Genomic DNA, 20,946 nt, shown 5'->3' with positions numbered 1-20,946 from the left:
CGTCCCGGCCGTCCGCAGACTCCCCTCCGGGCTCCGGGCCGCCCGCGGGCGGATCGCGCTGCGGGCCAGGGGCCGACGGGAGTGGCCCCCTCAGGCCCCCGCCGCACCCGGCGGAAACCCGGCCTCAGTCGCGGGCCAGCCCCAGGCGGGCGCGCAGGCCCGTGGCGCGGTCGTCGGCGGCCACCGCCGCCGCGCCCGCCGTCACCGTCTCGTAGACCGACAGGATGTCCGCGCCGACGGTCGACCAGTCGAAGCGGCGGACGTGAGCGCTGCCGCGTTCGCGCAGCTCGGCGCGGCGGGCGGGGTCGGCGAGGAGCCGTACCGCGGCCTCGGCGAGCGCGCCCGCGTCCTCGTTGGCGAACAGCTCGCCCGCCTTGCCCTGGTCGAGCACCTGCGCGAAGGCGTCGAGGTCGGAGGCGATGACCGGCGCGCCCGCGGACATGGCCTCGACCAGGATGATGCCGAAACTCTCGCCGCCGGTGTTGGGCGCGACGTACACGTCGACGCTGCGCAGGAACCGCGCCTTGTCCTCGTCGCTGATCATGCCGAGGAACTCGACGCGGGAGCGCAGGTGCGCCGGGAGCGAGGCGACGGCCTCCTCCTCGTCGCCGCGGCCGGCCACCAGCAGCCGGGCGCCGGGCCGGGCGGCGAGGATCTTCGGCAGCGCCCGCATCAGCACCGGCAGGCCCTTGCGGGGCTCGTCGATACGTCCCATGAAGCCGATCGTCCCGCCCTGCCACTCCGGCCGCGGCTCGGCCCGGGCGAAGAAGTCCACGTCGACGCCGTTGGGGATGACCACCGCGTCGCCGCCCAGGTGCTCGACGAGGGTGCGCCGGGCGTACTCGCTCACCGCGATCCGGGCGCTGATCTTCTCCAGCGCCGCCTGGAGGATGGCGTACGCGGCGACCATGGCCCGTGAGCGCGGGTTGGAGGTGTGGAAGGTGGCGACGATCGGGCCCTGCGCCGCCCAGCAGGTCAGCAGGCCGAGGGACGGCGAGGTCGGCTCGTGGATGTGGATGACGTCGAAGCGGCCCTCGTGCAGCCAGCGCCGTACCCGCGCGGCGGACAGGAAGCCGAAGTTCAGCCGGGCCACCGAGCCGTTGTACGGCACCGGCACCGCGCGCCCGGCCGAGACGACGTACGGCGGCAGGGGGGTGTCGTCGTCGGCGGGGGCGAGGACGGACACCTCGTGGCCGAGGCGGATGAAGTACTCGGCGAGGTCGCGGATGTGGAACTGGACGCCGCCGGGCACGTCCCAGGAGTACGGGCAGACGATCCCGATTCTCACGCGGGTCCCTTCGCCGGGTCGAGGTCGGCGAGCCACAGCCGCTGGAGCATGTGCCAGTCCTCCGGATGCTCGGCGATCCCGCCGGCGAAGGCGTCGGCCAGCGCCTGCGTCATCGCGGCCGCCTTCTCCCGCCGCGTCCCCTCCGGCGGTACCTCGATCGGGGGGTGGACGCGGCCCTGCATGACGGGCGAGTCGTCGTACCAGAGGGTGACGGGCAGCAGCAGGGCGCCGGTCTGCTGCGCGAGCAGGGCGGGTCCGGCCGGCATCCGGGCTGCCGCGCCGAAGAAGTCCACCTCGACACCGGAGGCGGACAGGTCGCGGTCGGCGACCAGGCAGACCAGGCCGCCGTCGCGCAGCCGCCGGGCCAGCGTGCCGAAGGCGGAGCCCCCGCTGTGCGGCAGGACCTCCATGCCGAGGCCCTGGCGGTAGGCGACGAAACGGTCGTAGAGCGTCTCCGGCTTCAGCCGCTCGGCGACCGTGGTGAACGGCGTGTTCAGCTCGGTGGTCACCCAGGCTCCGGCCAGGTCCCAGTTGGCCAGGTGCGGCAGGGCGAGGATGACGCCCCGGCCGGCTGCCAGACCGTCGGTGAGGTGGTGGACGTCCTTGGGCGCGAACCCGCCGCGGATCCGCTCGGGACTCCAGGCCGGCAGCCGGAAGGACTCCATCCAGTAGCGCAGATACGACCGCATGCCCGCGCGGGACAGCTCCGCCAGCCGCTCGGGGCCCGCGTCCGGCAGCACGCGCGCGTAGTTGCGCTCCAGCCGCTCGACGCCCTTGCCGCGCCGCTTCCAGGCGATGTCCGCGATGGTGCGGCCGAGCCGTACGGCGACCGGTTCGGGGAGCTTCTTCACGGTGCTCCAGCCGAGGCCGTAGAGGGCGTCGGTCAGGCGCTCCTGGGCCTTCACTTCGCCGCTCCGCTCCCCTGGCTCTCCTGCCGGGCGGCCTCCGCCTCGGCCTCCTCGGACTCACGGCGGACCGTGACCACCCGTTGGATCAGCGTCACGAGGCTGCCGGCGGCCACCACCCACAGGGCGATCGGCAGCAGGTACTGGATGCCCGGCACGCCGAACTTGTGCAGACCCGCGAACCCGGCCGCCACCAGCGAGATCACCAGCCGCTCGGCGCGCTCGACGAGACCGTTGACGGCGACCGGCAGGCCGATCGACTCGCCGCGCGCCTTGGTGTACGACACCACCTGTCCGCTGGCCAGGCAGAAGATCGACACCGCGCACAGCACGTTGTCGTCGCCCCGCCCCGCGTACCAGAGGGCGAACCCGCCGAAGATCGCGCCGTCCGCCACCCGGTCCAGGGTGGAGTCCAGGAAGGCGCCCCAGCGGCTGGAGCGGCCGAGCTGGCGGGCCATGTTCCCGTCGACGAGGTCGGAGAACACGAACAGCGTGATCACGACCGTGCCCCAGAAGAACTCGCCCCGGGGGTAGAAGACCAGCGCACCCGCGACCACTCCGGCGGTGCCGAGGAGCGTGACCGTGTCCGGGCTCACGCCCCGGCGGATGAGAAACGCGGCGAACGGTGTGAGGACACGCGTGAAGAATGCACGCGCGTACTTGTTCAGCATGGCCTTCCCGACGGTCGGTGTGGCCGGACGGCCCCTGGTGGCCCCGGCTGGCCCATCGTAGCCACGCGCGCGGGAGCGTGACGCCCGGGCACCGCAGCCCGCCCGCTCGCGGCCCCCGGGGAGGCGCGCGCCGACGGCGCACGGACCTCTCACGAGCGCCCTTCGGTGAACGGGGCCGGAGGGCTTCGCGGTCCTTCGTATGGACGCGGCATGACGGGAGTGGAAAGCTCGAAGGACCGCGGGCGTCGCAGGAGCCGCCAGTGCACGCGGTGCCGCGTGTCCGCGCCCACACGGACCTCACCGTCAACGGGAGGCAGGACCATGGGCGACAAGGCGCACACACACCCCGGAGCCGCCGGCAGGGCAGTGACGGCCGACCGACCCACGTCCCTACGGAATGTGGTGCTGGTCGGCCACTCCGGATCGGGCAAGACGACACTGGTGGAAGCCCTCGCGCAGACGGCGGGGGCGGTGAACCGGGCGGGCCGCGTCGAGGACGGCGGCTGCGTCTCGGACTACGACGAGATCGAGCACCGCCAGCAGCGCTCGGTACAGCTGTCCCTGGTGCCCGTCGAATGGGAGGGCATCAAGATCAACCTGCTGGACACTCCCGGATACGCCGACTTCGTCGGGGAACTCAGGGCCGGTCTGCGCGCGGCGGACGCGGCCCTCTTCGTCGTCTCGGCCTCCGACGGTGTGGACGGCTCCACCCGCATGGTGTGGGAGGAGTGCGCCGCCGTCGGCATGCCCCGCGCCATCGTCGTCACCCACCTGGAATCGGCGCGCGCCGACTTCGAGGAGATGACCCGGGTGTGCGCCGACGCGTTCGGGGCGGACGACCCCGATGCCGTCCTGCCGCTCTACCTGCCGCTGCGCGGCCCCGAGGGAGGCGACGGGCACGCCCCCGTCACCGGCCTGGTCGGGCTGCTGACCCGCAAGCTGTTCGACTACTCGACCGGCGAGCGCAAGGAGTCCGAACCAGGCGCCGACCAGCTGCCCGACCTGGAGGAGGCCCGCAACCGGCTCATCGAGGGCATCATCGCCGAGAGCGAGGACGAGACCCTCATGGACCGCTACCTCGGCGGCGAGCAGGTCGACCTCGACACCCTGATCAAGGATCTGGAGCGGGCCGTCGCCCGCGGCTCCTTCTTCCCGGTCCTGGCGGCCGCCCCCGCCGCCGAGGGCGCCAGGCAGGGCATCGGCACCGTCGAACTCCTCGACCTCGTCGTCCGCGGCTTCCCGACCCCGCCCGAGCGGCAGGCCCCCGCCGTGACCACGATCGACGGCAGGCCCCGGGTGCTGAAACCCTGCGACCCGGACGGCCCGCTGGTCGCCGAGGTCGTCAAGACCTCCTCCGACCCCTACGTCGGCCGCGTCTCCCTGGTCCGCGTCTTCTCCGGCACCCTGCGCCCCGACGAGACCGTGCACGTCTCCGGGCACGGGCTCGCCGACCGGGGCCACGAGGACCACGACGTCGACGAACGCATCGGCGCGCTGTCGGCCCCGTTCGGCAAACAGCAGCACCCGGTGCCGCACGCCGTCGCCGGCGACCTCGTCTCGGTGGCCAAACTGACCCGCGCCGAGACCGGTGACACCCTCTCGGCCAAGGGCGACCCACTGCTGATGGAACCCTGGCAGATGCCCGACCCGCTGCTGCCGGTCGCCATCCAGGCGCACAGCAAGGCCGACGAGGACAAACTCTCCCAGGGACTGGCCCGGCTCGTCGCCGAGGACCCCACCATGCGCCTGGAACAGAACCAGGACACCCACCAGGTCGTCCTGTGGTGCCTCGGCGAGGCCCACGCCGACGTCGCCCTGGAACGGCTGCGCAGCCGCTACGGCGTCCAGGTCGACGTCGTTGCGCACCGTGTCTCCCTGCGGGAGACCTTCGCCGACCGGTCCACCGGACGCGGCCGGCACGTCAAGCAGTCCGGCGGCCACGGCCAGTACGCCATCTGCGAGATCGAGGTCGAACCGCTGCCCGGCGGCTCCGGCATCGAGTTCGTCGACAAGGTCGTCGGCGGCGCGGTCCCGCGCCAGTTCATCCCCTCGGTGGAGAAGGGCGTCCGCGCCCAGGCCGCCAAGGGCGTCGCCGCCGGCCACCCGCTGATCGACGTACGCGTCACGCTCCTGGACGGCAAGGCGCACTCGGTGGACTCCTCCGACGCCGCCTTCCAGACCGCCGGTGCCCTGGCCCTGCGGGAAGCCGCCGCCGACGCGAGGATCCATCTGCTCGAACCGGTGGCCGAGATCGGCGTCCTGGTCCCCGACGACTACGTCGGCGCCGTCATGAGCGACCTGTCCGGACGCCGCGGCCGCCTCCTCGGCACCGAGCAGATCAGCGGCGGACGCACCCTCGTACGCGCCGAGGTCCCCGAGATCGAGATCGGCCGCTACGCCGTCGACCTGCGGTCCCTCTCCCACGGCTCCGCCCGCTTCGACCGCCGCTACGCACGGCACGAACCGATGCCGCCGCAGGTCGCCGAACGGATCCGCCAGCAGGAGCGCGAAGCCTCCTAGCAGGCGCGCCCGGCGCACAACCCGGCGGCCCGGCAGGGGGACGGAACGCTTCGCTCCGAAAAGGTGGGCGGCTTCGGCCGTCCACCTCCGCGCGCGCACCGGGCCGGATACGCTGATGACCTGATCAACAGGTGTGCGGGGCAAGGAAGTCGGGAAGGCCGCAGAAGCAGACGCGGCGGCAGTGGGGGCGGCAGTGACGGACGGATTTGATTTCAGTCCCGGGGCACAGGTGCCCCTCTCGGGCTCGGCGGGCCAGACGGCGGCGACCTACGCGCTCGCCTCCGCGGCCTACCGGGACGACGAACTCACCAAGATCAAGGACGCGGACAACGAGTGGCACCAGTCCACCGTCACGCCTCCCCGCCCCTGGGCGAAGATCTTCCGCCCCAGGTTCGGCGAGGCGTTCTCCCGCGCGGTCATCGACCGCACCCTGGGCGCCGGACGCAAACCACTCATCCAGGCCTTCGGCATCGAACCCCAGGTGGTGGTCGAACACTGCCTCGCGGCCCACCGCATCCGCCGCGAACGCGACAACTGGCTCAGCGCCGTCACCGTGCTGTGCGGCGTCCTCTTCCTGCCCGGATTCGCGCTCTGGCTGCTGGTGTTCACGCTACGCGTCAACGTGAGCCGCCGCGAGGACAGGCGCGTCGGCGCCCTGGGCACCGCCCTGCTGCTCGCCATGGGCGCGCTCGCCCTGCTCTTCCTGATCAAGACGCCCTTCCACGGCTTCTGGGCCTGGTACGGGCGCGCCGCCGTCGTCATGCCGGTCATCGGCTGGTTCTGGGCCAAGCGGATCTGCGAGCGCACCGCCCACGACCTCAGGGAACGCTGGTCCAGCCTGTTGTCCGGCGGCGGCATCGGCGCCAAGATCCCCGAGGCCGTGCCGGGCAGCCCCGGCGACGCCGCCGAACAGGTCCGCAAGGAGCTCGCTCGCCTCGGCGCCGAACAGCGCTCCAACTCCGTCTTCTACGCCGGCCCCAAGGGCATCCTCGGCATGGGCACCCGGTGGGGCAGCTGGCAGCTCGCCGAGGACCTCGTCTCCGCCGAGCCGGGCAAGGACTTCCACCCCTTCCGCAGCTGGGACGTGATCACCGCCATCCAGGGCGGCCTCGGCATGCTGGAACGCACCCCCATCAACACCGGCGGCTTCACCAAGCCCACCATCACCCACTGGATCGTGACCCCCGTCGGCGAGAACGCCAAGGAGGTCTCCCGGCCCACCGGCGCCGACGTGGACGCCTACACCGTCCGCACCCACGCCGTCCAGGACATCTGCAACAAGCAGCAGTTCGGCAGCGGCGACCGGCACTACCTCGGCGTCCAGTGGACCCTGTGGGACGGCCACCTCGTCATCACCATGATGATCACCGTGACCGTGCTGCACGAGACCCTGCGCATCGAGGTCACCGGCCACGCCCTCGGCCCCGTCAACCCCCTGTTCAACGAGAAGCCCGCGGCCAAGGAGAAGGAGGTGCAGAAGGCGTTCCGGTTCTGGGAGACCCGCAAGGTCAAGCTCCCCCTCATCGACCCCGACGAGGTCGTACGGCTCGCCGCCCGCGCCCCCCTGACCTGGTACCCGCCGCTGCTGAACTGGCTCGGCGGCAGCCTCACCCTGCCCGAGCCGTTCGGCCTGCGCCACGCCTGGGCCGACCAGCCCTGGCGGCACCGCTTCATGGCCGACGACGCGCTGCGCGCCGCCACACCGGTGCTGCGCGTGGTGCACGCGGCGGCCCTCAAGACGCTCCGCGACAACGGCGTGGACGTCGAGAAGTTCGGCAGCCGCTCGTCCGTCCTCAGCGGCGCCGTACAGGACGTGTCCCCGCGGAAGGCCGATCTCTACGACGCGTAGCGCCCGCGGTTACGCCGGCCAGGCCTCGGCGAGCATCTTGCGGGTGTCGGCGAGGAGTTGGGGCAGCACGCGGGTGTGGCCGATCACCGGCATGAAGTTGGTGTCGCCGCCCCAGCGGGGGACGACGTGCTGGTGCAGGTGCGCGGCGATGCCTGCGCCGGCGACCGAGCCCTGGTTCATGCCGATGTTGAAGCCGTGCGCGCCGGAGGCGGCGCGCAGCGCCCGCATCGCCTGCTTGGTCAGCTCCCCCAGCTCGGCGGTCTCCGCAGTGGTGAGGTCGGTGTAGTCGGCGACGTGCCGGTAGGGGACGGTCATCAGATGGCCGCCGTTGTACGGGTAGAGGTTGAGCACCGCGTACACGTGCTCACCGCGCCGCACGACCAGGCCGTCCTCGTCGGACTTGGCCGGGATGGAACAGAACGGGCAGCCGTCGCCGGACCCTGGGCCGGTCGGCTTGTTCTCGCCCTGGATGTAGGCCATCCGGTGGGGCGTCCACAGGCGCTGGAACGCGTCCTGCGTCCCCACTCCGATCTGCTGCTCCGGCTCACTCGTCATGCCAGTCAGCATATGGCTTCCCGCCCGGGGGCAGGGAAAGACCCCCGGTGAGGGGTGATCACCGGGGGCCGCCCGTCGCCGTGGTGCCCGCCGCTCAGACCTGCGTGCGCTCCTCGACGACCTTCGCGATCTTCGCGATGGCCTCGTCGAAGGGGATGCCGTTCTCCTGGGAGCCGTCGCGGTAGCGGAAGGAGACGGCGTTGTTCGCCATGTCCTCGTCGCCCGCGATGACCATGAACGGCACCTTCTGCTTCTGGGCGTTGCGGATCTTCTTCTGCATGCGGTCCGAGGAGGAGTCGACCTCGACGCGCAGGCCCTTCTTGCGGGCCGCCGCCGTGAACTTTTCCAGGTACTCCACGTGGGCCTCGCCGATCGGGATGCCGATCGCCTGCACCGGAGCGAGCCACGCCGGGAACGCGCCCGCGTAGTGCTCCAGCAGGACCGCGAAGAACCGCTCGATGGAGCCGAACAGCGCGCGGTGGATCATGACCGGCCGCTGCTTGGAGCCGTCGGCGGCCGTGTACTCCAGGTTGAAGCGCTCCGGCAGGTTGAAGTCGAGCTGGACCGTGGACATCTGCCAGGTGCGGCCGATGGCGTCCTTGACCTGGACGGAGATCTTCGGGCCGTAGAACGCGGCGCCGCCCGGGTCCGGGACCAGCTCCAGACCCTGCTTCTCGCCGACCTGGCGCAGGGTCTCGGTGGCCTCCTCCCAGACCTCGTCGGAGCCGACGAACTTCTCCGGGTCCTTGGTGGACAGCTCCAGGTAGAAGTCGGTCAGACCGTAGTCGCGCAGCAGGTTCAGGACGAAGGTGAGCGTCTTGTCGAGCTCCTCGGCCATCTGCTCACGGGTGCAGTAGATGTGCGCGTCGTCCTGGGTGAAGCCGCGCGAGCGGGTCAGGCCGTGCACGACGCCCGACTTCTCGTACCGGTACACGGTCCCGAACTCGAACAGACGCAGCGGCAGTTCGCGGTACGAGCGGCCGCGCGCGTCGAAGATCAGGTTGTGCATCGGGCAGTTCATGGGCTTGAGGTAGTAGTCCACGCCCTCGTCGAGCTGCATGGGCGGGTACATGCCGTCGGCGTACCAGTCCAGGTGGCCCGAGGTCTCGAAGAGCTTCCCCTTCGTCGCGTGCGGGGTGTAGACGAACTCGTAGCCCTCCTCCTCGTGCCGGCGGCGCGAGTAGTCCTCCATGACCCGGCGGATCGTGCCGCCCTTGGGATGGAAGACGGCGAGGCCGGAGCCGATCTGGTCGGAGATCGAGAACAGGTCCAGCTCGTTGCCCAGCTTGCGGTGGTCGCGCTTCTCGGCCTCGGCGAGGAAGTCGAGGTACTGCTTCAGCTCGTCCTTCGACGGCCAGGCAGTGCCGTAGATACGCTGGAGCATCGGGTTCTTCTCGCTGCCGCGCCAGTAGGCGGCCGCGTTGCGCATCAGCTTGAACGCCGGGATGAGGCGGGTGGAGGGCAGGTGGGGGCCCCGGCAGAGGTCCTTCCAGCACAGCTCGCCGGTCTTGGCGTCCAGGTTGTCGTAGATCGTCAGCTCGCCGGCGCCCACCTCGACGTCCGCGCCGTCGTCGTGCGAGGCGGAGCCCTTGAGGCCGATCAGCTCCAGCTTGTACGGCTCGTCGGCCAGCTCCTCGCGGGCCTCGTCGTCGGTGACGACGCGGCGGGAGAACTTCTGGCCGCGCTTCTGGATCTCCTGCATCTTCTTCTCGATGGCCTTGAGATCCTCGGGCGTGAACGGCTTCTCGACGTCGAAGTCGTAGTAGAAGCCGTCGCGGACCGGCGGGCCGATGCCCAGCTTGGCCTCGGGGAAGATCTCCTGCACGGCCTGCGCCATGACGTGCGCGGTGGAGTGGCGCAGGATGTTCAGGCCGTCCTCGGAGGAGATCTCGACGCCCTCGACGGTCTCGCCGTCCTTGACCTCGTACGCCAGGTCCTTCAGCTCGCCGCCGACGCGGGCGGCGACGACGGTGCGCTCGCCGGCGAAGAGGTCGGCGGCCGTGGTGCCCGTCGTCACCGTGCGCTCTTCCCGCTCGGAATCGCGTTGGATGATCACACGGACGTCTGACACCGGACTCTCCTGACTGCAGGTGGGGTGCGGCGCCGTACAGGGAGCGCGCGCATGACGGGAATCGTACCGACCCGGGGCCGCCGATCGCGAAACGGTCACCGTCAGCCCTCGGCCGGGCACGTCCCGCCGAACAGGTCCGGGCCGCCCGGGTCCTCCCGCAGCCACTTCATCAGCCGGTCGCGTTCCTCGTCGTCCACCGGCACGGGCGCGACCTCGCAGGCGCCCGTGAGCCGGCGGAAGCCGCCGCGGCTCTCCAGCCGGCCGAGCACCCGTACCGGCAGGCCGACGAGATGGGCGTGCCCGGCGGTGCGGTAGTCCTCCTCGTCCAGGGCGACCCGGATGTACGGCACCTCGGCGCCGGAGATCACCCGCAGCCGTACCGTGCCCTCGCCGTGCGGCTGCGGCCTGCGCATGCGGACCACGGCGCCGGTGATCCGCGCGGGCACGGACGGCTCGGCGCGCAGATAGCGGGCACCGGCCTCGCGCAGCACGGGCAGGTCGCCGGGCGAGAACTCGACGGCCCCGGCGGCGCAGTCGGCGGGGGCGCCCGCGGCGGGCGCCCAGTCGACGGCGATCCGGGCGCCCTCGGTGCCGCGCACCAGGGCGACCAGGGCCTCGGTGAGTTCCCGGCTGGCGCCGGCCCGGACGGCGCCGTCGAAGGCGTCCATGGAGCCGGTGGCCCGGCGGTAGTCGACGGCCTCACGGACGGCGTGGAGGGACTGGTGGAGGCGGACGGCGAGCGGGCGGCCGGGGGCGACGGGAACGAAGGCGGTGAGGCCGCGGCCGTCGGTGGCGGAGCCGACGAGGACGTGTTCGAGGGCGGCGGCGGCCGAGCGCCGGTGGCGGGCGCCGTGGTAGCCGGCCCGGGCGCGGGTGGCGAGCGCGGCGGCGAGCAGGGTCTGCCGGGCGGCGGAGCGCAGCCGTTCCTGGACGGTCCAGGGGGCGGCGCCGGGGCCGGCCGGTCCGCCGGGCACGTCGCGCCACCAGTGGATCTCGTCGCTCGGGACGGTGAGGGCGACGAGGACCTCGCGGGCGGCGGGGGTGCGGCTGCGGGCGAGGGCGTCGAGCGCTTCGCCGAGCAGGTCGTCGCTGTCGGGGAAGGCCCGGCTCTCGGGCACGAGGAGGCTGGTCCGGTCGCCGCCGGGGCCGGGTGGGGACCAGCGGCCGTAGCGTCCGGCGGCGCCGCCGCGCCGCTGCCAGCCGTGCCGGCGCAGCAGCGCGGCGAGGACGGCGGGGTCGAGGTCGGCGGGCGGTGGCGTGGTGTGCCAGGACGTGTCGACGGGGTGCGGGCGGGCCGGCCGGGGCGGTTCGCCGTGGGTACGGTGGGCCGGGTCGCCCGGTGTGCGGTGAGCGGGGTCGCCGAGCGGGCGGTGGGCGGGGTCGCCCGGGGGGCGGTGGGTCATGGTCTGCCTCCCGTCCCGACCCGCGTCATGATCTCGCACAGGGCGCGGTCGTCGAAGATGCCTGCGGTCGGTATCCGCACGGTGGTGCGGGTCCGGCCGGTGATCGGGTGGCCGGCGAGGTTGACCCAGTAGCAGCAGTGCCTGAGGTCGAGCCGGTCGTGTCCGGCCCGCAGCCACTGGTCCTGGGAGCGGGGCACGATCATCACGACGAGGATCTTGTGCACCGAGACCGGGGTGTGGGCGAGCTTCGCCAGGTGGGCGTTGTCCAGGGTGAAGGAGAAGTACCGGCCCGGGGGGTGGGGCGGCAGCTGATAGGTGCACTTGAGCTGCACCTTGATGGTCACCTCGTCGTCGACGGTGTGGCCGGGGGCGCTGTGGCTGACGTGCCAGTCGATGCCGTTGTCCGGGAAGGGCTGGGACAGGGAGCAGCCGGCCGCCGCGGCGACCGCGTGCAGATAGCCCACCTGCAGGGTCTCCATGCAGGCGGTGGTGGCGAGTGTGCCGCGCAGGGCGCCCGCGGGTTCGGGCAGCAGCCCGCCCCGCTCGGGCTGCGCTATCGCCATGACCGACAGCCTTTCTGGCCTGAGGAGTTGAAAGATCGGGTCGGGTGCATCCCCGCAGCGGGTCCGTGAACTGCAAAGACCCGTACTCCTGTTGTCTCCTTCCGGCGTACGGCGCAAACGGGCCGGGTATCACCAAACGGGCGGAAGACGGTGCGTCAGCTGCCCGAGGTGAACGAGGAGTTGTGGTCGACATGACGTGCTGCTGGTACGAGGGGCCGCTGGCCGCCTTCGACACCGAGACCACGGGCGTCGACGTCGAGACCGACCGCATCGTGTCGGCCGCCGTCGTCGTCCAGGACGCTCCGGGTACGCGGCCGCGGGTGTCCCGCTGGCTGGTGAACCCGGGTGTCCCGGTGCCGCCGGAGGCGACGGCGGTGCACGGGCTGACGGAGGAGCGGTTGCAGCGCACCGGGCGCTGGCCGGCTCCGGTGATGTACGAGATAGCCGAGCAGCTGGCGGAGCAGGCGGCGCGGGGCCGGCCGCTGGTGGTGATGAACGCGCCGTTCGATCTGACGCTGCTGGACCGGGAGCTGCGCCGGCACCGGGCGTCGTCGCTGGAGCGCTGGTTCGAGGGTTCGCCGCTTCGGGTGCTGGACCCGCGGGTGCTGGACAAGCATCTGGACCGGTATCGCAAGGGGCGGCGCACGCTGACCGATCTGTGCGCGCACTACGAGGTGGCGCTGGCGGACGCGCACGACGCGGCGGCTGACGCGCTGGCGGCGCTGGAGGTCGTCCGCGCGCTCGGCCGGCGCTTCTCGACCCGGCTGGAACGGCTGTCGCCGGCCGAGCTGCATTCGTTGCAGGCGGGGTGGCACGCGGCGCAGGCACGTGGACTGCAGGCGTGGTTCGCGCGCAGCGGCACGGAGGAGACGGTGGACCCGTCGTGGCCGCTGCGGCCGGAGCTCCGGGCGGCGGCCTGAGCGGGGTGTCCCGGCACCCGGTGCCCCCGGTGGCCCGGTGCCCGGTGCTCCCGGTCTTCCGGCGCGCTCCGCCGTGGGGGAACACGACGAGAGCGACGTGGTCCGTACTGCCGGTGGACACACGTCGCTCTCGCGATGGTGGGCGATACTGGGATCGAACCAGTGACCTCTTCGGTGTGAACGAAGCGCTCTCCCGCTGAGCTAATCGCCCGGGAACGCACTGAACAATACAGGTCCCGGCGCCCTTCCTTCAAACCGCTCGGAGACGAGTGGCCAGTCCTCGTCGTCCGGAGCGCATCATCAGCCGGTGGTTGAGCCGGAAGACCGGCCTGCCGGGCACGGCGAGGCGCCTGAGAAGTGGCTTGTTCACGTCGACGACCTGGTCGTAGCGGGCGAGGGAGCCGGTGCCGTGCGGGGTGAGGGTCCAGCGGGCCCAGCCGTCGAGGTCACCGGTCATCGCTGCCTCCAGGACGCCGGCCGCGGGGTCGCGGCGGGTCTCCCGGGCGGTGAAGCAGAGGTCGTAGGGCAGCAGGGACCGGATCCGCAGGACGGCTGTGTCGGCGTCGGTGCGCCGCACCTCCCGCACCTGGGGCCACCAGCACGGGTAGTCCTCGACCTGTTCCAGCGCGTCGTAGACGGCGGCGGGCGGTGCGCTCAGGCTCCACCGGGCACGGAAGCGGTAGTGGGTCCAGTCCATGGCGGTCCAGTGTGCCCGGTGCTGTCCGGGGCCGACGGGATCCGAGTAGGGCTGCTCATGTCGTACGGGGTGGCGCCGACCACACCGGGCGGGCGGCGCCCGGCCGGTCCGCCGATTCCACCCGCCCGCTCCTGTAGCCCTGTGCGGCAAGGAATGTGACGGTGTTTCGGGAAATACTTGACCTCCCGGGCTTTTCAGCGGAAGCCACTCCGGGACTTCCCCCGGAAAGACGGATAGGTCTTAATGTCCGTCTTCCTCTTGATCTGTTTGTTCTGCTCGATCAGCGGACGGTCCTTCCCTGAAGGCGCAATCGTCCGATTGATCCGTCGGCGCGTTCTCCGGCGCCCTTCGTGAATAACGGTCCGTCACATCGGCTTCGGCGAAGCGCATTCGCCTCTCACGGCCGAAACGAAAAACGACGGCCCGTCCGCGTGATCGCGGACGGGCCGTCCTTTCCGGGTGGGCGATACTGGGTTCGAACCAGTGACCTCTTCGGTGTGAACGAAGCGCTCTCCCACTGAGCTAATCGCCCGGGCACAGGAAGAACATTACCGCATGTCAGCCGGTGCTCGGGACCACGGTCCGGCCCGGGGTCCGGGGCGGGCCGGGCAGGTCCGGGGGCCGGTCACTGGCGGTGGATGCTCCAGGGCATGACGAGACCGAACTTCCACACGTAGATCCCGACCAGCACCGCGGCGATCACGAGGCCGGTCACCGTCAGGATGACGTTGCGCCGACGGACCTCGGGGTCGAGGGCCTTCTGCGCCGCCTCGGTGACCTTGCGCTTGGTCCAGCGCAGGACGAGCTGCGCCCAGACGAACTCGGTCGCCCAGATCGCCATGCCGCCGAAGATCACCACCCAGCCCGGACCGGGCAGGGGCAGCATGACCACACCGGCGGCGACGACCGCGAGACCGACGACGAAGACGCCGACCTGCCAGCTCAGATGCAGCGCCCGCCGGGACCGGACGAACTCCGGCGCCCGCGAGCCCAGCCCCTGCCGGTCGCGCCCCTCGGCGGCCTCTTTCCCGGTTCCCTCCATCGTCGCTCCGTCCGACCCCGCGGCAACCCGGCCCGGCTGGTCACTCCCCGTATTCATACGCCGAAACCCTACCGGAGAGAAACCGGTCACCGGAATGGCCGTACCGCCCGAACCGGTTCTCGGCCGGAAGAGTTACGTAAAGCCAGGCAAAACACTCAGAGGGGTTTACAACGGCACCGTAGGTGGCATGTCGATTTCGCCGACGTGCGAATCCCCGAGCGCACACTGAGCGAAAGGCCCTGGCGCTTATGAACACCACGGTCAGCTGCGAGCTGCACCTGCGCCTCGTTGTGTCGAGCGAGTCCTCCCTGCCTGTCCCCGCAGGCCTGCGGTACGACACGGCCGACCCCTACGCCGTGCACGCCACCTTCCACACCGGAGCCGAGGAAACCGTCGAGTGGGTGTTCGCCCGCGACCTCCTCGCCGAGGGGCTTCACCGTCCCACTGGTACCGGCGACGTCCGTGTCTGGCCGTCGCGCAGTCATGGTCAGGGGGTCGTGTGCATCGCCCTGAGCTCTCCGGAGGGCGAGGCACTGCTCGAGGCCCCGGCGCGGGCCCTTGAGTCCTTCCTGAAGCGAACGGACGCCGCCGTGCCCCCCGGCACGGAACACCGGCACTTCGATCTCGATCAGGAGCTCTCGCACATCCTCGCGGAGAGTTAGCGAGAGGCCCTTCGAGCTGCCCGTCGCCGTCCACTCGGGGAGACGGCTCGGGGCAGGACAACCGCACAGAAGGCGCCGGTGCCGGTTCCCCGCGGGGAGCCGGTGCCGGTGTGCCCGTGCACGCCACCGGCCACGGTGACGCACGGTGACCTCCGGCCGCCTCGGGGGCGGCCGGAGCGCCCGTGCGCCCGCAGTGGCCCGGCGCGCGTGTCGCCGCGCCTGCCCGGGTGACGGCCGAGCCACTACCATCGGCCAGCATCGACGGGCGTGTGCCCGATCCCCAGGGCAGGGAGCGAAACGTGCTGATCACCCACGACACCCGGTGCGCACTGGACACCGTGGTCGATCTGGTGAACACCGCGCCGGAGGACGACGCGGCGCCGGACGGGCTGGCGGACGTCACCGCGCTCGCTGACTTCGTGCGCAGCCACGAGGTGAGCGACATCGGCGTGCTCTCGGAGTTCGACCTCTCGGCGGTGCGCCGGATCCGCAGCCGGTTCGCCGGGATCTTCGCGGCCCCGGACGCCCGTACGGCCGCCACCATGATCAACGAGCTGGTGGCCGCCGCGGGCACCACGCCGCGGCTGACGGACCATGACGGCTACGACTGGCACGTCCACTACTTCGCGCCCGGCGCCTCGGTGGCCGACCACCTGGCCGCGGACTGCGGGATGGCGCTGGCCTTCTTCGTGGTCGCCGGGGAGCAGGAGCGGCTGCGGCGCTGCGAGGCCCCGGACTGCCGGCGAGCCTTCGTGGACCTGTCCCGCAACCGGTCGAGGCGGTACTGCGACAGCCGGACCTGCGGCAACCGGCTGCATGTGGCCGCGTACCGGGCGCGGCGCAAGGAGGCCACGGGCTGACGGCCCGGCGCCGGCGTCGGTGGTCCACGGTGATGTCGTGGTCCCCGGCGGGTGACGCCGAGGACCCACGGTACGGCTCACAGCAACAGCAGGTCGTGCAGCGCAGCCATGAGCAGCAGACTCCCGATCACCGCAAGGAAGATCATCAGCGGCGGCTGGGATAGGGCGAAGAGGCAACCGCGCGGCTTGTCCTTCGCCGGCGCGACCTCACTCTGTGTCGTGTCCACCATCTCGCGGCGATGATGACGCAGGGTGCACCGCCGGCGCGATCAACACGCGCGGAATGTCCGGGAGTTCGCCGATTTCCGTGATCTTCGTTTCGGATCGGCCCGGGTACTGATCACTTCCGCGACACCCCTTGGACATCTCCGGCTCAGCATGTGGACGTCCAGCGGCCACCCCCGGGCCGTCCGGCAGTCCGGACGGCCCGGACGTCCTGGGTCATCCGTGCGCGCGACGGGCCGGCCCGTCGGCCGCCGGGCCGGTCGTCATATGCCGTGCTTCTTGAGGATCGCCTCGATGTCGCTGAAGTCGTCCTCACCCCGGGGCTTGGCCTGCGGCCGTGCGGCGGCGGGCCGGGCGGCCGGGCCGGCGGCGCCCAGGGACGGCGCGGACGCGGCCGGGGCCACCGCCTCGCCGCTCGCAGCGCGGGCCGCCGCCCTGCGCTCCTTGCGGGTGCCGCCCCGGCGGCGCTCCACCGCGCGGGTCGTCACGAAGAGCAGCCAGGCGCAGCCGAGCAGGGCGAAGCCGGCCCAGGCCGTGAGGCTGAAGGCGGTGTCGGCGAGCCAGCCGACGACGCCGGTCATCACCAGGGCGACCGGGACGAGGGAGTAGGCGGCGATGCGGGCAGCCGCGAGGAAACGCTTGCGGTAGGCCGTGACCGCGGCGATGCCGAGGCCGGCCGCGGAGACGGCGGAGCAGACGGTCTCGGCAATCATCCGGTCCTCCAGGGCATGGCTCGCCGGTCGGGCAGTTCGTCCCTTCCATCCTGCACCTCTCCCCTCCCCCGCGGCCACGCTCCCGGCGGACATCAGGGAGATCTCCGGGTCGCCTCCTCCGCGGGTACCGGTGACCGGGTCCGCCGGGAGCGGGCGAGGGCCGGGGCTCCGCCGGAGGCCGGGGCGCCGCCGAGCGGATTGGGCCCTGCGCGGCAGTCCTGGAAGACTGGTCGCATGAGCGACTCCTCCTCCGCATCCGCCGTCCCGGTCCTCGACGTCTGGTGCGAGCTGCAGTGCCCGGACTGCCGCAGTGCACTGGACGATGTGCGCGCCCTGCGGGCCCGATACGGCGACCGGCTGGAGCTGCGGCTGCGGCACTTCCCGCTGGAGAAGCACAAGCACGCCTTCGCCGCCGCGCAGGCCGCCGAGGAGGCCGCCGAGCAGGGCCGGCTGTGGCCGTACGTGGAGGCGGTGCTCGGCGGGGTCGAGGAGCTGGGCCGGCGGGGCGAGTCGTTCCTGGTCGAGACCGCCCGCGAACTGGGCCTGGACGCCGAGGAGTTCGACACCGCGCTCATCGACGGCCGGCACATCCTGATCGTGGACGCCGACCAGGCCGAGGGCAAGGCGATCGGGGTGACCGGCACCCCGACCTACGTCGTCGGCGGCGAGCGTCTGGACGGCGGCAAGAGCCAGGAGGGGCTGCGCGAGCGCGTCGAGGCGATCGTGGACCGGCTGCTGGCGGCCGGGGGCGGAGCCGAGGCGGAGGCCGGGCGGAACGGCTGAACCGGTGGCCGGCGCCTCTGACCGGTTCGGCGGGCCCTGCGGGCACCCCGGGGAATGACCCGACGGGCGCCATCGGCAACCCGCCGACTCCTCCGACGCGCCACCTCGTCCGCCGGGGGCAGCCGGCCCGGCGCCCCTGGGCGATCGCCCCTGGGGGTTCCCGGGCCGGACCGGACCGGCGGTGGGTGGGCTAGAGCAGCTGCTTGTGCATGGCGTACACCGTCGGCTCGTAGCCGAGGGACTCGTAGAGCCGCTCGGCCGGGGTGTTGCCGGCGAACACGTTCAGTCCGATCCGGTTCTTCCCGGCGGCCACCGCGTGCCGCTCGGCCAGGAGCATCAGCGAGCGGCCGTGGCCCCGGCCGCGGAAGCGCTCGTCGGCCACGACGTCGTAGACGAAGGCGCGGTCCTCGTCGAGGGCCACCCACACGGTGCCGACCGGGACGCCCTCGTGCTCCAGGAGGCTGATCCGCGTGTTCGGGGTGGCGGGTCCCTGCGGCAGCAGCCGGGCGTAGTCGTCCTGGGACTTGGCCCGGGCCGACTCCTCCGGTACGCCGCGCTCGGTCCAGGTCCGGGTGTAGCTCTCCGTGCCGTCCGCCAGCCATCTCGCGTACTCGGCGTCCGTCAGCTCCCGGCCCCGGCTGCCGGCGGGCAGTTCGGGCGGGACGTCGCCGAGCCGTTTCTCCAGGCGGCGGTTGCGCTGGACGTAGCCGAGCGCGGTGACCAGCCGCAGGGCGGCCTCGGCGTCGGCGGGCACCAGGGCCTCCATCCACTCGCAGCCCCAGCCGCGCACCACCTCCTCGGCGGCCAGTGCGGCCACCGTGCCCCGGCCCCGGCCGCGGTCCGGCTCCTCGACGCGCAGGTCGAGGAGGCGGGCGGTGGCCGGGAAGAAGGGGTGGGTCGCGAGGTGGACCGCGCCGACGGGACGGCTGTTCACGCACACCTGGTAGCGGCGTGAACGGGTCCCGTCGTCGTGCTGCTGAAGCGGCTCGACGGGCCGCAGGGTCGTGGTCATCGAACGATTTCTACCCTCTGCGGGGCCGCCGGTCAGCCGGATGACGCGCCCGGCTCCCGCCCCACGAGCTTTTCACCGACCGGGCCTTCCGCGGACCGGGCCGCGCGGAGCCGTCCGCACCGGTGCGGACCGTCCCGGCCGTCACGGGCGCGCGGTCGCCGGCCGGAGGGCGCCGAGCGGAGCCGGGGTCCGGTCCTCACGGATCGAGGTCGTCGCCCGCGCGCTCGTCGAAGATCCGCATGGCCTCGGCGGTCACCGGCCCCGCCGTGCCCGGCAGTTCGCGGCCGTCGACGCGGTGGACGGCCTGGACGTCGCGCAGGGTGGAGGTGAGGAAGACCTCCTCGGCCCGGTCGAGCGCGTCCAGCGGCAGGTCGGTCTCCTTGGCGCCCGTCCACTCGACGGCGAGCTCGCGGGTGATGCCCGCGAGGCAGCCGGAGGCGAGCGGCGGGGTGTGGATCTGACCGTCGAGGACGACGAAGACGTTGGACCCGGTGCCCTCGCAGAGCTGTCCGACGGTGTTGCCGAACAGGGCCTCGGAGGCGCCGTGGCGGTGGGCGTGGGCGAGGGCGACGACGTTCTCGGCGTACGAGGTGGTCTTCAGGCCGGTGAGCGCGCCGCGTTCGTTGCGGGTCCAGGGGACGGTGACGACGGCGGTGGAGTCGGGGCGGCGGCTGGCCTCGCCGAGGGCGACCACCAGCGTGGGGCCCTGGTCGCCGCGGTCGGAGCCGAGCGGGCCGTGGCCCCCGGTGTAGGTGACGCGCAGCCGGCCGAGCGGCATCGGGTTGGCGTCGAGGACGGCGGCGCAGGCGCGGCGGACCTCGTCGTGGTCGGGGTCGGGCAGGCCGAGGCCGCGTGCCGAGCGGGTCAGCCGGTCCAGGTGGCGGGTGAGCGCGAAGGGCTTCCCGTCGACCGCTTTGACCGTCTCGAAGACGCCGTCGCCCACGGTCAGGCCGTGGTCGAGGACGGAGACGCGCGCGGACTCGATGTCCCGCAGCCCGCCGTCGAGCCAGATCCTCACTGCTTCCCTACCTCACAAGTCGGTGCCGGGTGCGCCGCGTCGGCCGGGGCCCGGCCCGCCGGCCGGCCGCGTCCCCCGGGTAGCCGGCCGGGCGCGGGGCCGACGGGTCAGAGCCCGGTCTCCGCGTACGTCCCCGACGCTACCGCGAGCAGCCGGGCGGCCTTCAGCCCGGTCTCCCGCCACTCCCCCTCGGGGTCGGAGTCCCAGGTGATGCCGGCGCCGGCGCCGAACCGCAGGACGGCCGCGCCGCCGGGACTCCGGTCGATCCAGAAGGTGCGTATCCCGACGGCCAGCTCGCCGGTGCCGCGGTCGGCGTCGACCCAGCCGATGCCGCCGCAGTAGGGGCCGCGGGGGGCGGTCTCCAGCGCGTCGATGAGCCGCAGGGCGCTCGACTTGGGCGCGCCGGTGATGGAGCCGGCCGGGAAGGCGGCGGCCAGCAGGTCGGGCCAGCCGGCGCCGGGGCGCAGTTCGCCGCGGACCGTGGAGACGAGGTGGACCAGGCCGGGGTGCTTCTCGACGGCGCACAGGTCGGGGACGGTGACGCTGCCGGTGGTGCAGATCCGCCCGATGTCGTTGCGGACGAGGTCCACGATCATCAGGTTCTCGGCGTGGTCCTTGGGCAGCAGTTCGGCCTCGGTGCGGGCGGTGCCCTTGATCGGCCCGGACTCGACGGTGCGGCCGGCGCGGCGCAGGAAGAGCTCGGGCGAGGCGGTGGCGATCTCCACGCCGTGTCCGGGCAGGCGGATCGTTCCGGCGTAGGGGGCCGGGTTGCCGTGGGCGAGCACGGCGGTCAGGGCGTCGACGTCGGCGTCGGGCGGGACGGGCGCGGAGAGGACGCGGCAGAGGTTCACCTGGTAGACGTCGCCGGCCGCGATGTGCTCGCGGATGCGGCGCACGCCCGCCGTGTACGCGGCGCGGTCGAGGGACGACGTCCAGTCGCCGGCCGCGGGGCCGCGCCAGCGGCCGGGCGCGGGTACCGGCGCCTCCCGTACGTCGCGGAAGCGGGCGCAGGTCAGGCGGCCTTCGTAGTCGGCGGCGACGGCCCAGAAGCCGCTGGAGTCCAGGGCGGCGGGATCGCTGGTGACGTCGGTCAGGCCGGTGGCCAGACGGTCGCCGAAGCGGGCGAGGGCAGGCAGATCGGACACGCGGTCGAGTCTATGGCGCGCCCGGGCCGGTGACCGTGCGGTGA

Annotated in this window: 20 protein-coding genes and 2 tRNA genes; 6 read left to right on the top strand and 16 right to left on the bottom strand. The window is 72.6% G+C overall.

What is annotated here, in order from left to right:
* Positions 1-124: 124 nt before the first annotated feature.
* From AB0N63_RS14465 to pgsA, 3 genes are read right to left on the bottom strand one after another with little or no spacing between them, the layout of a single operon-like run.
* A complete protein-coding gene (locus AB0N63_RS14465) occupies positions 125-1,288 on the bottom strand; it encodes a glycosyltransferase family 4 protein (RefSeq protein ID WP_365528648.1) in 1,164 nt (387 codons plus the stop codon).
* Entirely contained in the window at positions 1,285-2,193 is a 909-nt protein-coding gene (locus AB0N63_RS14460) for a phosphatidylinositol mannoside acyltransferase (protein WP_365528646.1), read from the bottom strand. Before AB0N63_RS14460 ends, AB0N63_RS14465 begins: the two co-directional genes overlap by 4 nt.
* Positions 2,190-2,864: a phosphatidylinositol phosphate synthase gene (gene pgsA, locus AB0N63_RS14455; RefSeq protein ID WP_365528643.1), complete on the bottom strand. Its 675-nt coding sequence runs from the start codon at positions 2,862-2,864 to the stop codon at positions 2,190-2,192. Before pgsA ends, AB0N63_RS14460 begins: the two co-directional genes overlap by 4 nt.
* A 321-nt stretch (positions 2,865-3,185) precedes the next feature.
* Between pgsA and AB0N63_RS14450 the strand changes: the two genes are divergently transcribed.
* Positions 3,186-5,384, top strand: a complete 2,199-nt coding sequence (locus AB0N63_RS14450) for an elongation factor G-like protein EF-G2 (protein ID WP_365528641.1) — start codon at positions 3,186-3,188, stop codon at positions 5,382-5,384.
* Between the two features lie 193 nt (positions 5,385-5,577).
* Positions 5,578-7,233 carry a hypothetical protein gene (locus AB0N63_RS14445; RefSeq protein ID WP_365528638.1) on the top strand — a complete coding sequence of 552 codons (1,656 nt, stop codon included), beginning with the start codon at positions 5,578-5,580 and terminating at the stop codon, positions 7,231-7,233.
* A 9-nt stretch (positions 7,234-7,242) separates the two neighbouring features.
* On the opposite strand, the gene AB0N63_RS14440 is transcribed toward AB0N63_RS14445, so the two are convergent.
* The 4 genes from AB0N63_RS14440 to AB0N63_RS14425 form a co-directional block, all read right to left on the bottom strand.
* Positions 7,243-7,800, bottom strand: coding sequence for an HIT domain-containing protein (locus AB0N63_RS14440; protein ID WP_365528636.1), 558 nt, complete (start codon positions 7,798-7,800; stop codon positions 7,243-7,245).
* Positions 7,801-7,882: 82 nt separating this feature from the next.
* Entirely contained in the window at positions 7,883-9,859 is a 1,977-nt protein-coding gene (thrS, locus tag AB0N63_RS14435; protein ID WP_365528634.1) for a threonine--tRNA ligase, read from the bottom strand.
* A gap of 101 nt (positions 9,860-9,960) precedes the next feature.
* The gene (locus AB0N63_RS14430) at positions 9,961-11,262 is read right to left on the bottom strand and encodes a hypothetical protein (RefSeq protein ID WP_365528631.1); all 1,302 of its coding nucleotides are present in this window, start codon (positions 11,260-11,262) and stop codon (positions 9,961-9,963) included.
* Complete coding sequence (locus AB0N63_RS14425; RefSeq protein ID WP_365528630.1) at positions 11,259-11,825, bottom strand: DUF4365 domain-containing protein; 567 nt, start codon at positions 11,823-11,825, stop codon at positions 11,259-11,261. The genes AB0N63_RS14430 and AB0N63_RS14425 overlap by 4 nt, the downstream gene beginning before the upstream one ends.
* Before the next feature lie 191 nt (positions 11,826-12,016).
* On the opposite strand from AB0N63_RS14425, the gene AB0N63_RS14420 reads away from it, so the two are divergent.
* Positions 12,017-12,745, top strand: a complete 729-nt coding sequence (locus AB0N63_RS14420) for a 3'-5' exonuclease (protein ID WP_365528767.1) — start codon at positions 12,017-12,019, stop codon at positions 12,743-12,745.
* A 136-nt stretch (positions 12,746-12,881) separates the two neighbouring features.
* On the opposite strand, the gene AB0N63_RS14415 is transcribed toward AB0N63_RS14420, so the two are convergent.
* From AB0N63_RS14415 to AB0N63_RS14400, 4 genes are all read right to left on the bottom strand, one after another.
* Positions 12,882-12,956 (bottom strand) — tRNA-Val (locus AB0N63_RS14415).
* Positions 12,957-12,995: 39 nt separating this feature from the next.
* The gene (locus AB0N63_RS14410; RefSeq protein WP_365528627.1) at positions 12,996-13,442 is read right to left on the bottom strand and encodes an SRPBCC family protein; all 447 of its coding nucleotides are present in this window, start codon (positions 13,440-13,442) and stop codon (positions 12,996-12,998) included.
* A gap of 460 nt (positions 13,443-13,902) precedes the next feature.
* A tRNA-Val gene (locus AB0N63_RS14405) sits at positions 13,903-13,974 on the bottom strand.
* A 93-nt stretch (positions 13,975-14,067) separates the two neighbouring features.
* Positions 14,068-14,541, bottom strand: coding sequence for a TIGR02611 family protein (locus AB0N63_RS14400; protein WP_365528625.1), 474 nt, complete (start codon positions 14,539-14,541; stop codon positions 14,068-14,070).
* 191 nt (positions 14,542-14,732) lie between these two features.
* Between AB0N63_RS14400 and AB0N63_RS14395 the strand changes: the two genes are divergently transcribed.
* The gene (locus AB0N63_RS14395) at positions 14,733-15,146 is read left to right on the top strand and encodes an SsgA family sporulation/cell division regulator (RefSeq protein ID WP_004002642.1); all 414 of its coding nucleotides are present in this window, start codon (positions 14,733-14,735) and stop codon (positions 15,144-15,146) included.
* A 299-nt stretch (positions 15,147-15,445) separates the two neighbouring features.
* Positions 15,446-16,006 (top strand): CGNR zinc finger domain-containing protein, encoded by a 561-nt coding sequence (locus tag AB0N63_RS14390; RefSeq protein WP_365528623.1) that lies wholly within the window; start codon positions 15,446-15,448, stop codon positions 16,004-16,006.
* Between the two features lie 77 nt (positions 16,007-16,083).
* Here AB0N63_RS14390 and AB0N63_RS14385 read toward each other — a convergent pair whose 3' ends face one another.
* Both AB0N63_RS14385 and AB0N63_RS14380 read right to left on the bottom strand, forming a co-directional pair.
* Positions 16,084-16,236 (bottom strand): hypothetical protein, encoded by a 153-nt coding sequence (locus AB0N63_RS14385; protein ID WP_365528621.1) that lies wholly within the window; start codon positions 16,234-16,236, stop codon positions 16,084-16,086.
* A 258-nt stretch (positions 16,237-16,494) separates the two neighbouring features.
* The gene (locus AB0N63_RS14380) at positions 16,495-16,944 is read right to left on the bottom strand and encodes a hypothetical protein (protein ID WP_365528619.1); all 450 of its coding nucleotides are present in this window, start codon (positions 16,942-16,944) and stop codon (positions 16,495-16,497) included.
* A gap of 234 nt (positions 16,945-17,178) precedes the next feature.
* On the opposite strand from AB0N63_RS14380, the gene AB0N63_RS14375 reads away from it, so the two are divergent.
* On the top strand, positions 17,179-17,727 hold the full coding sequence (locus AB0N63_RS14375; protein ID WP_365528616.1) for a DsbA family protein: 549 nt from the start codon (positions 17,179-17,181) through the stop codon (positions 17,725-17,727).
* Between the two features lie 190 nt (positions 17,728-17,917).
* Here the strand turns inward: AB0N63_RS14375 and AB0N63_RS14370 are convergent, their stop codons facing one another.
* The 3 genes from AB0N63_RS14370 to AB0N63_RS14360 form a co-directional block, all read right to left on the bottom strand.
* Entirely contained in the window at positions 17,918-18,739 is an 822-nt protein-coding gene (locus tag AB0N63_RS14370) for a GNAT family N-acetyltransferase (protein ID WP_365528613.1), read from the bottom strand.
* Between the two features lie 196 nt (positions 18,740-18,935).
* Positions 18,936-19,757, bottom strand: coding sequence for an aminodeoxychorismate lyase (locus tag AB0N63_RS14365; protein WP_365528611.1), 822 nt, complete (start codon positions 19,755-19,757; stop codon positions 18,936-18,938).
* A 107-nt stretch (positions 19,758-19,864) separates the two neighbouring features.
* Positions 19,865-20,902: a chorismate-binding protein gene (locus tag AB0N63_RS14360; RefSeq protein ID WP_365528609.1), complete on the bottom strand. Its 1,038-nt coding sequence runs from the start codon at positions 20,900-20,902 to the stop codon at positions 19,865-19,867.
* Positions 20,903-20,946: the final 44 nt, after the last annotated feature.

This window comes from Streptomyces sp. NPDC093260, from assembly GCF_040683715.1.
In the GTDB taxonomy this organism is placed as follows: Bacteria; Actinomycetota; Actinomycetes; order Streptomycetales; family Streptomycetaceae; genus Streptomyces; species Streptomyces sennicomposti.
The sequence above is the reverse complement of the archived record's forward strand: the minus strand, read 5'-3'. Positions and strand labels throughout refer to the sequence as shown.

Coding starts and splice junctions, on each gene's coding strand:
- pgsA (WP_365528643.1), bottom strand. CDS start 2,864: ATGCTGAACAAGTACGCGCGTGCATTCTTCACGCGTGTCCTCACACCG.
- AB0N63_RS14450 (WP_365528641.1), top strand. CDS start 3,186: ATGGGCGACAAGGCGCACACACACCCCGGAGCCGCCGGCAGGGCAGTG.
- AB0N63_RS14440 (WP_365528636.1), bottom strand. CDS start 7,800: ATGCTGACTGGCATGACGAGTGAGCCGGAGCAGCAGATCGGAGTGGGG.
- AB0N63_RS14430 (WP_365528631.1), bottom strand. CDS start 11,262: ATGACCCACCGCCCCCCGGGCGACCCCGCCCACCGCCCGCTCGGCGAC.
- AB0N63_RS14425 (WP_365528630.1), bottom strand. CDS start 11,825: ATGGCGATAGCGCAGCCCGAGCGGGGCGGGCTGCTGCCCGAACCCGCG.
- AB0N63_RS14420 (WP_365528767.1), top strand. CDS start 12,017: ATGACGTGCTGCTGGTACGAGGGGCCGCTGGCCGCCTTCGACACCGAG.
- AB0N63_RS14410 (WP_365528627.1), bottom strand. CDS start 13,442: ATGGACTGGACCCACTACCGCTTCCGTGCCCGGTGGAGCCTGAGCGCA.
- AB0N63_RS14400 (WP_365528625.1), bottom strand. CDS start 14,541: ATGAATACGGGGAGTGACCAGCCGGGCCGGGTTGCCGCGGGGTCGGAC.
- AB0N63_RS14395 (WP_004002642.1), top strand. CDS start 14,733: ATGAACACCACGGTCAGCTGCGAGCTGCACCTGCGCCTCGTTGTGTCG.
- AB0N63_RS14385 (WP_365528621.1), bottom strand. CDS start 16,236: ATGGTGGACACGACACAGAGTGAGGTCGCGCCGGCGAAGGACAAGCCG.
- AB0N63_RS14380 (WP_365528619.1), bottom strand. CDS start 16,944: ATGATTGCCGAGACCGTCTGCTCCGCCGTCTCCGCGGCCGGCCTCGGC.
- AB0N63_RS14375 (WP_365528616.1), top strand. CDS start 17,179: ATGAGCGACTCCTCCTCCGCATCCGCCGTCCCGGTCCTCGACGTCTGG.
- AB0N63_RS14370 (WP_365528613.1), bottom strand. CDS start 18,739: ATGACCACGACCCTGCGGCCCGTCGAGCCGCTTCAGCAGCACGACGAC.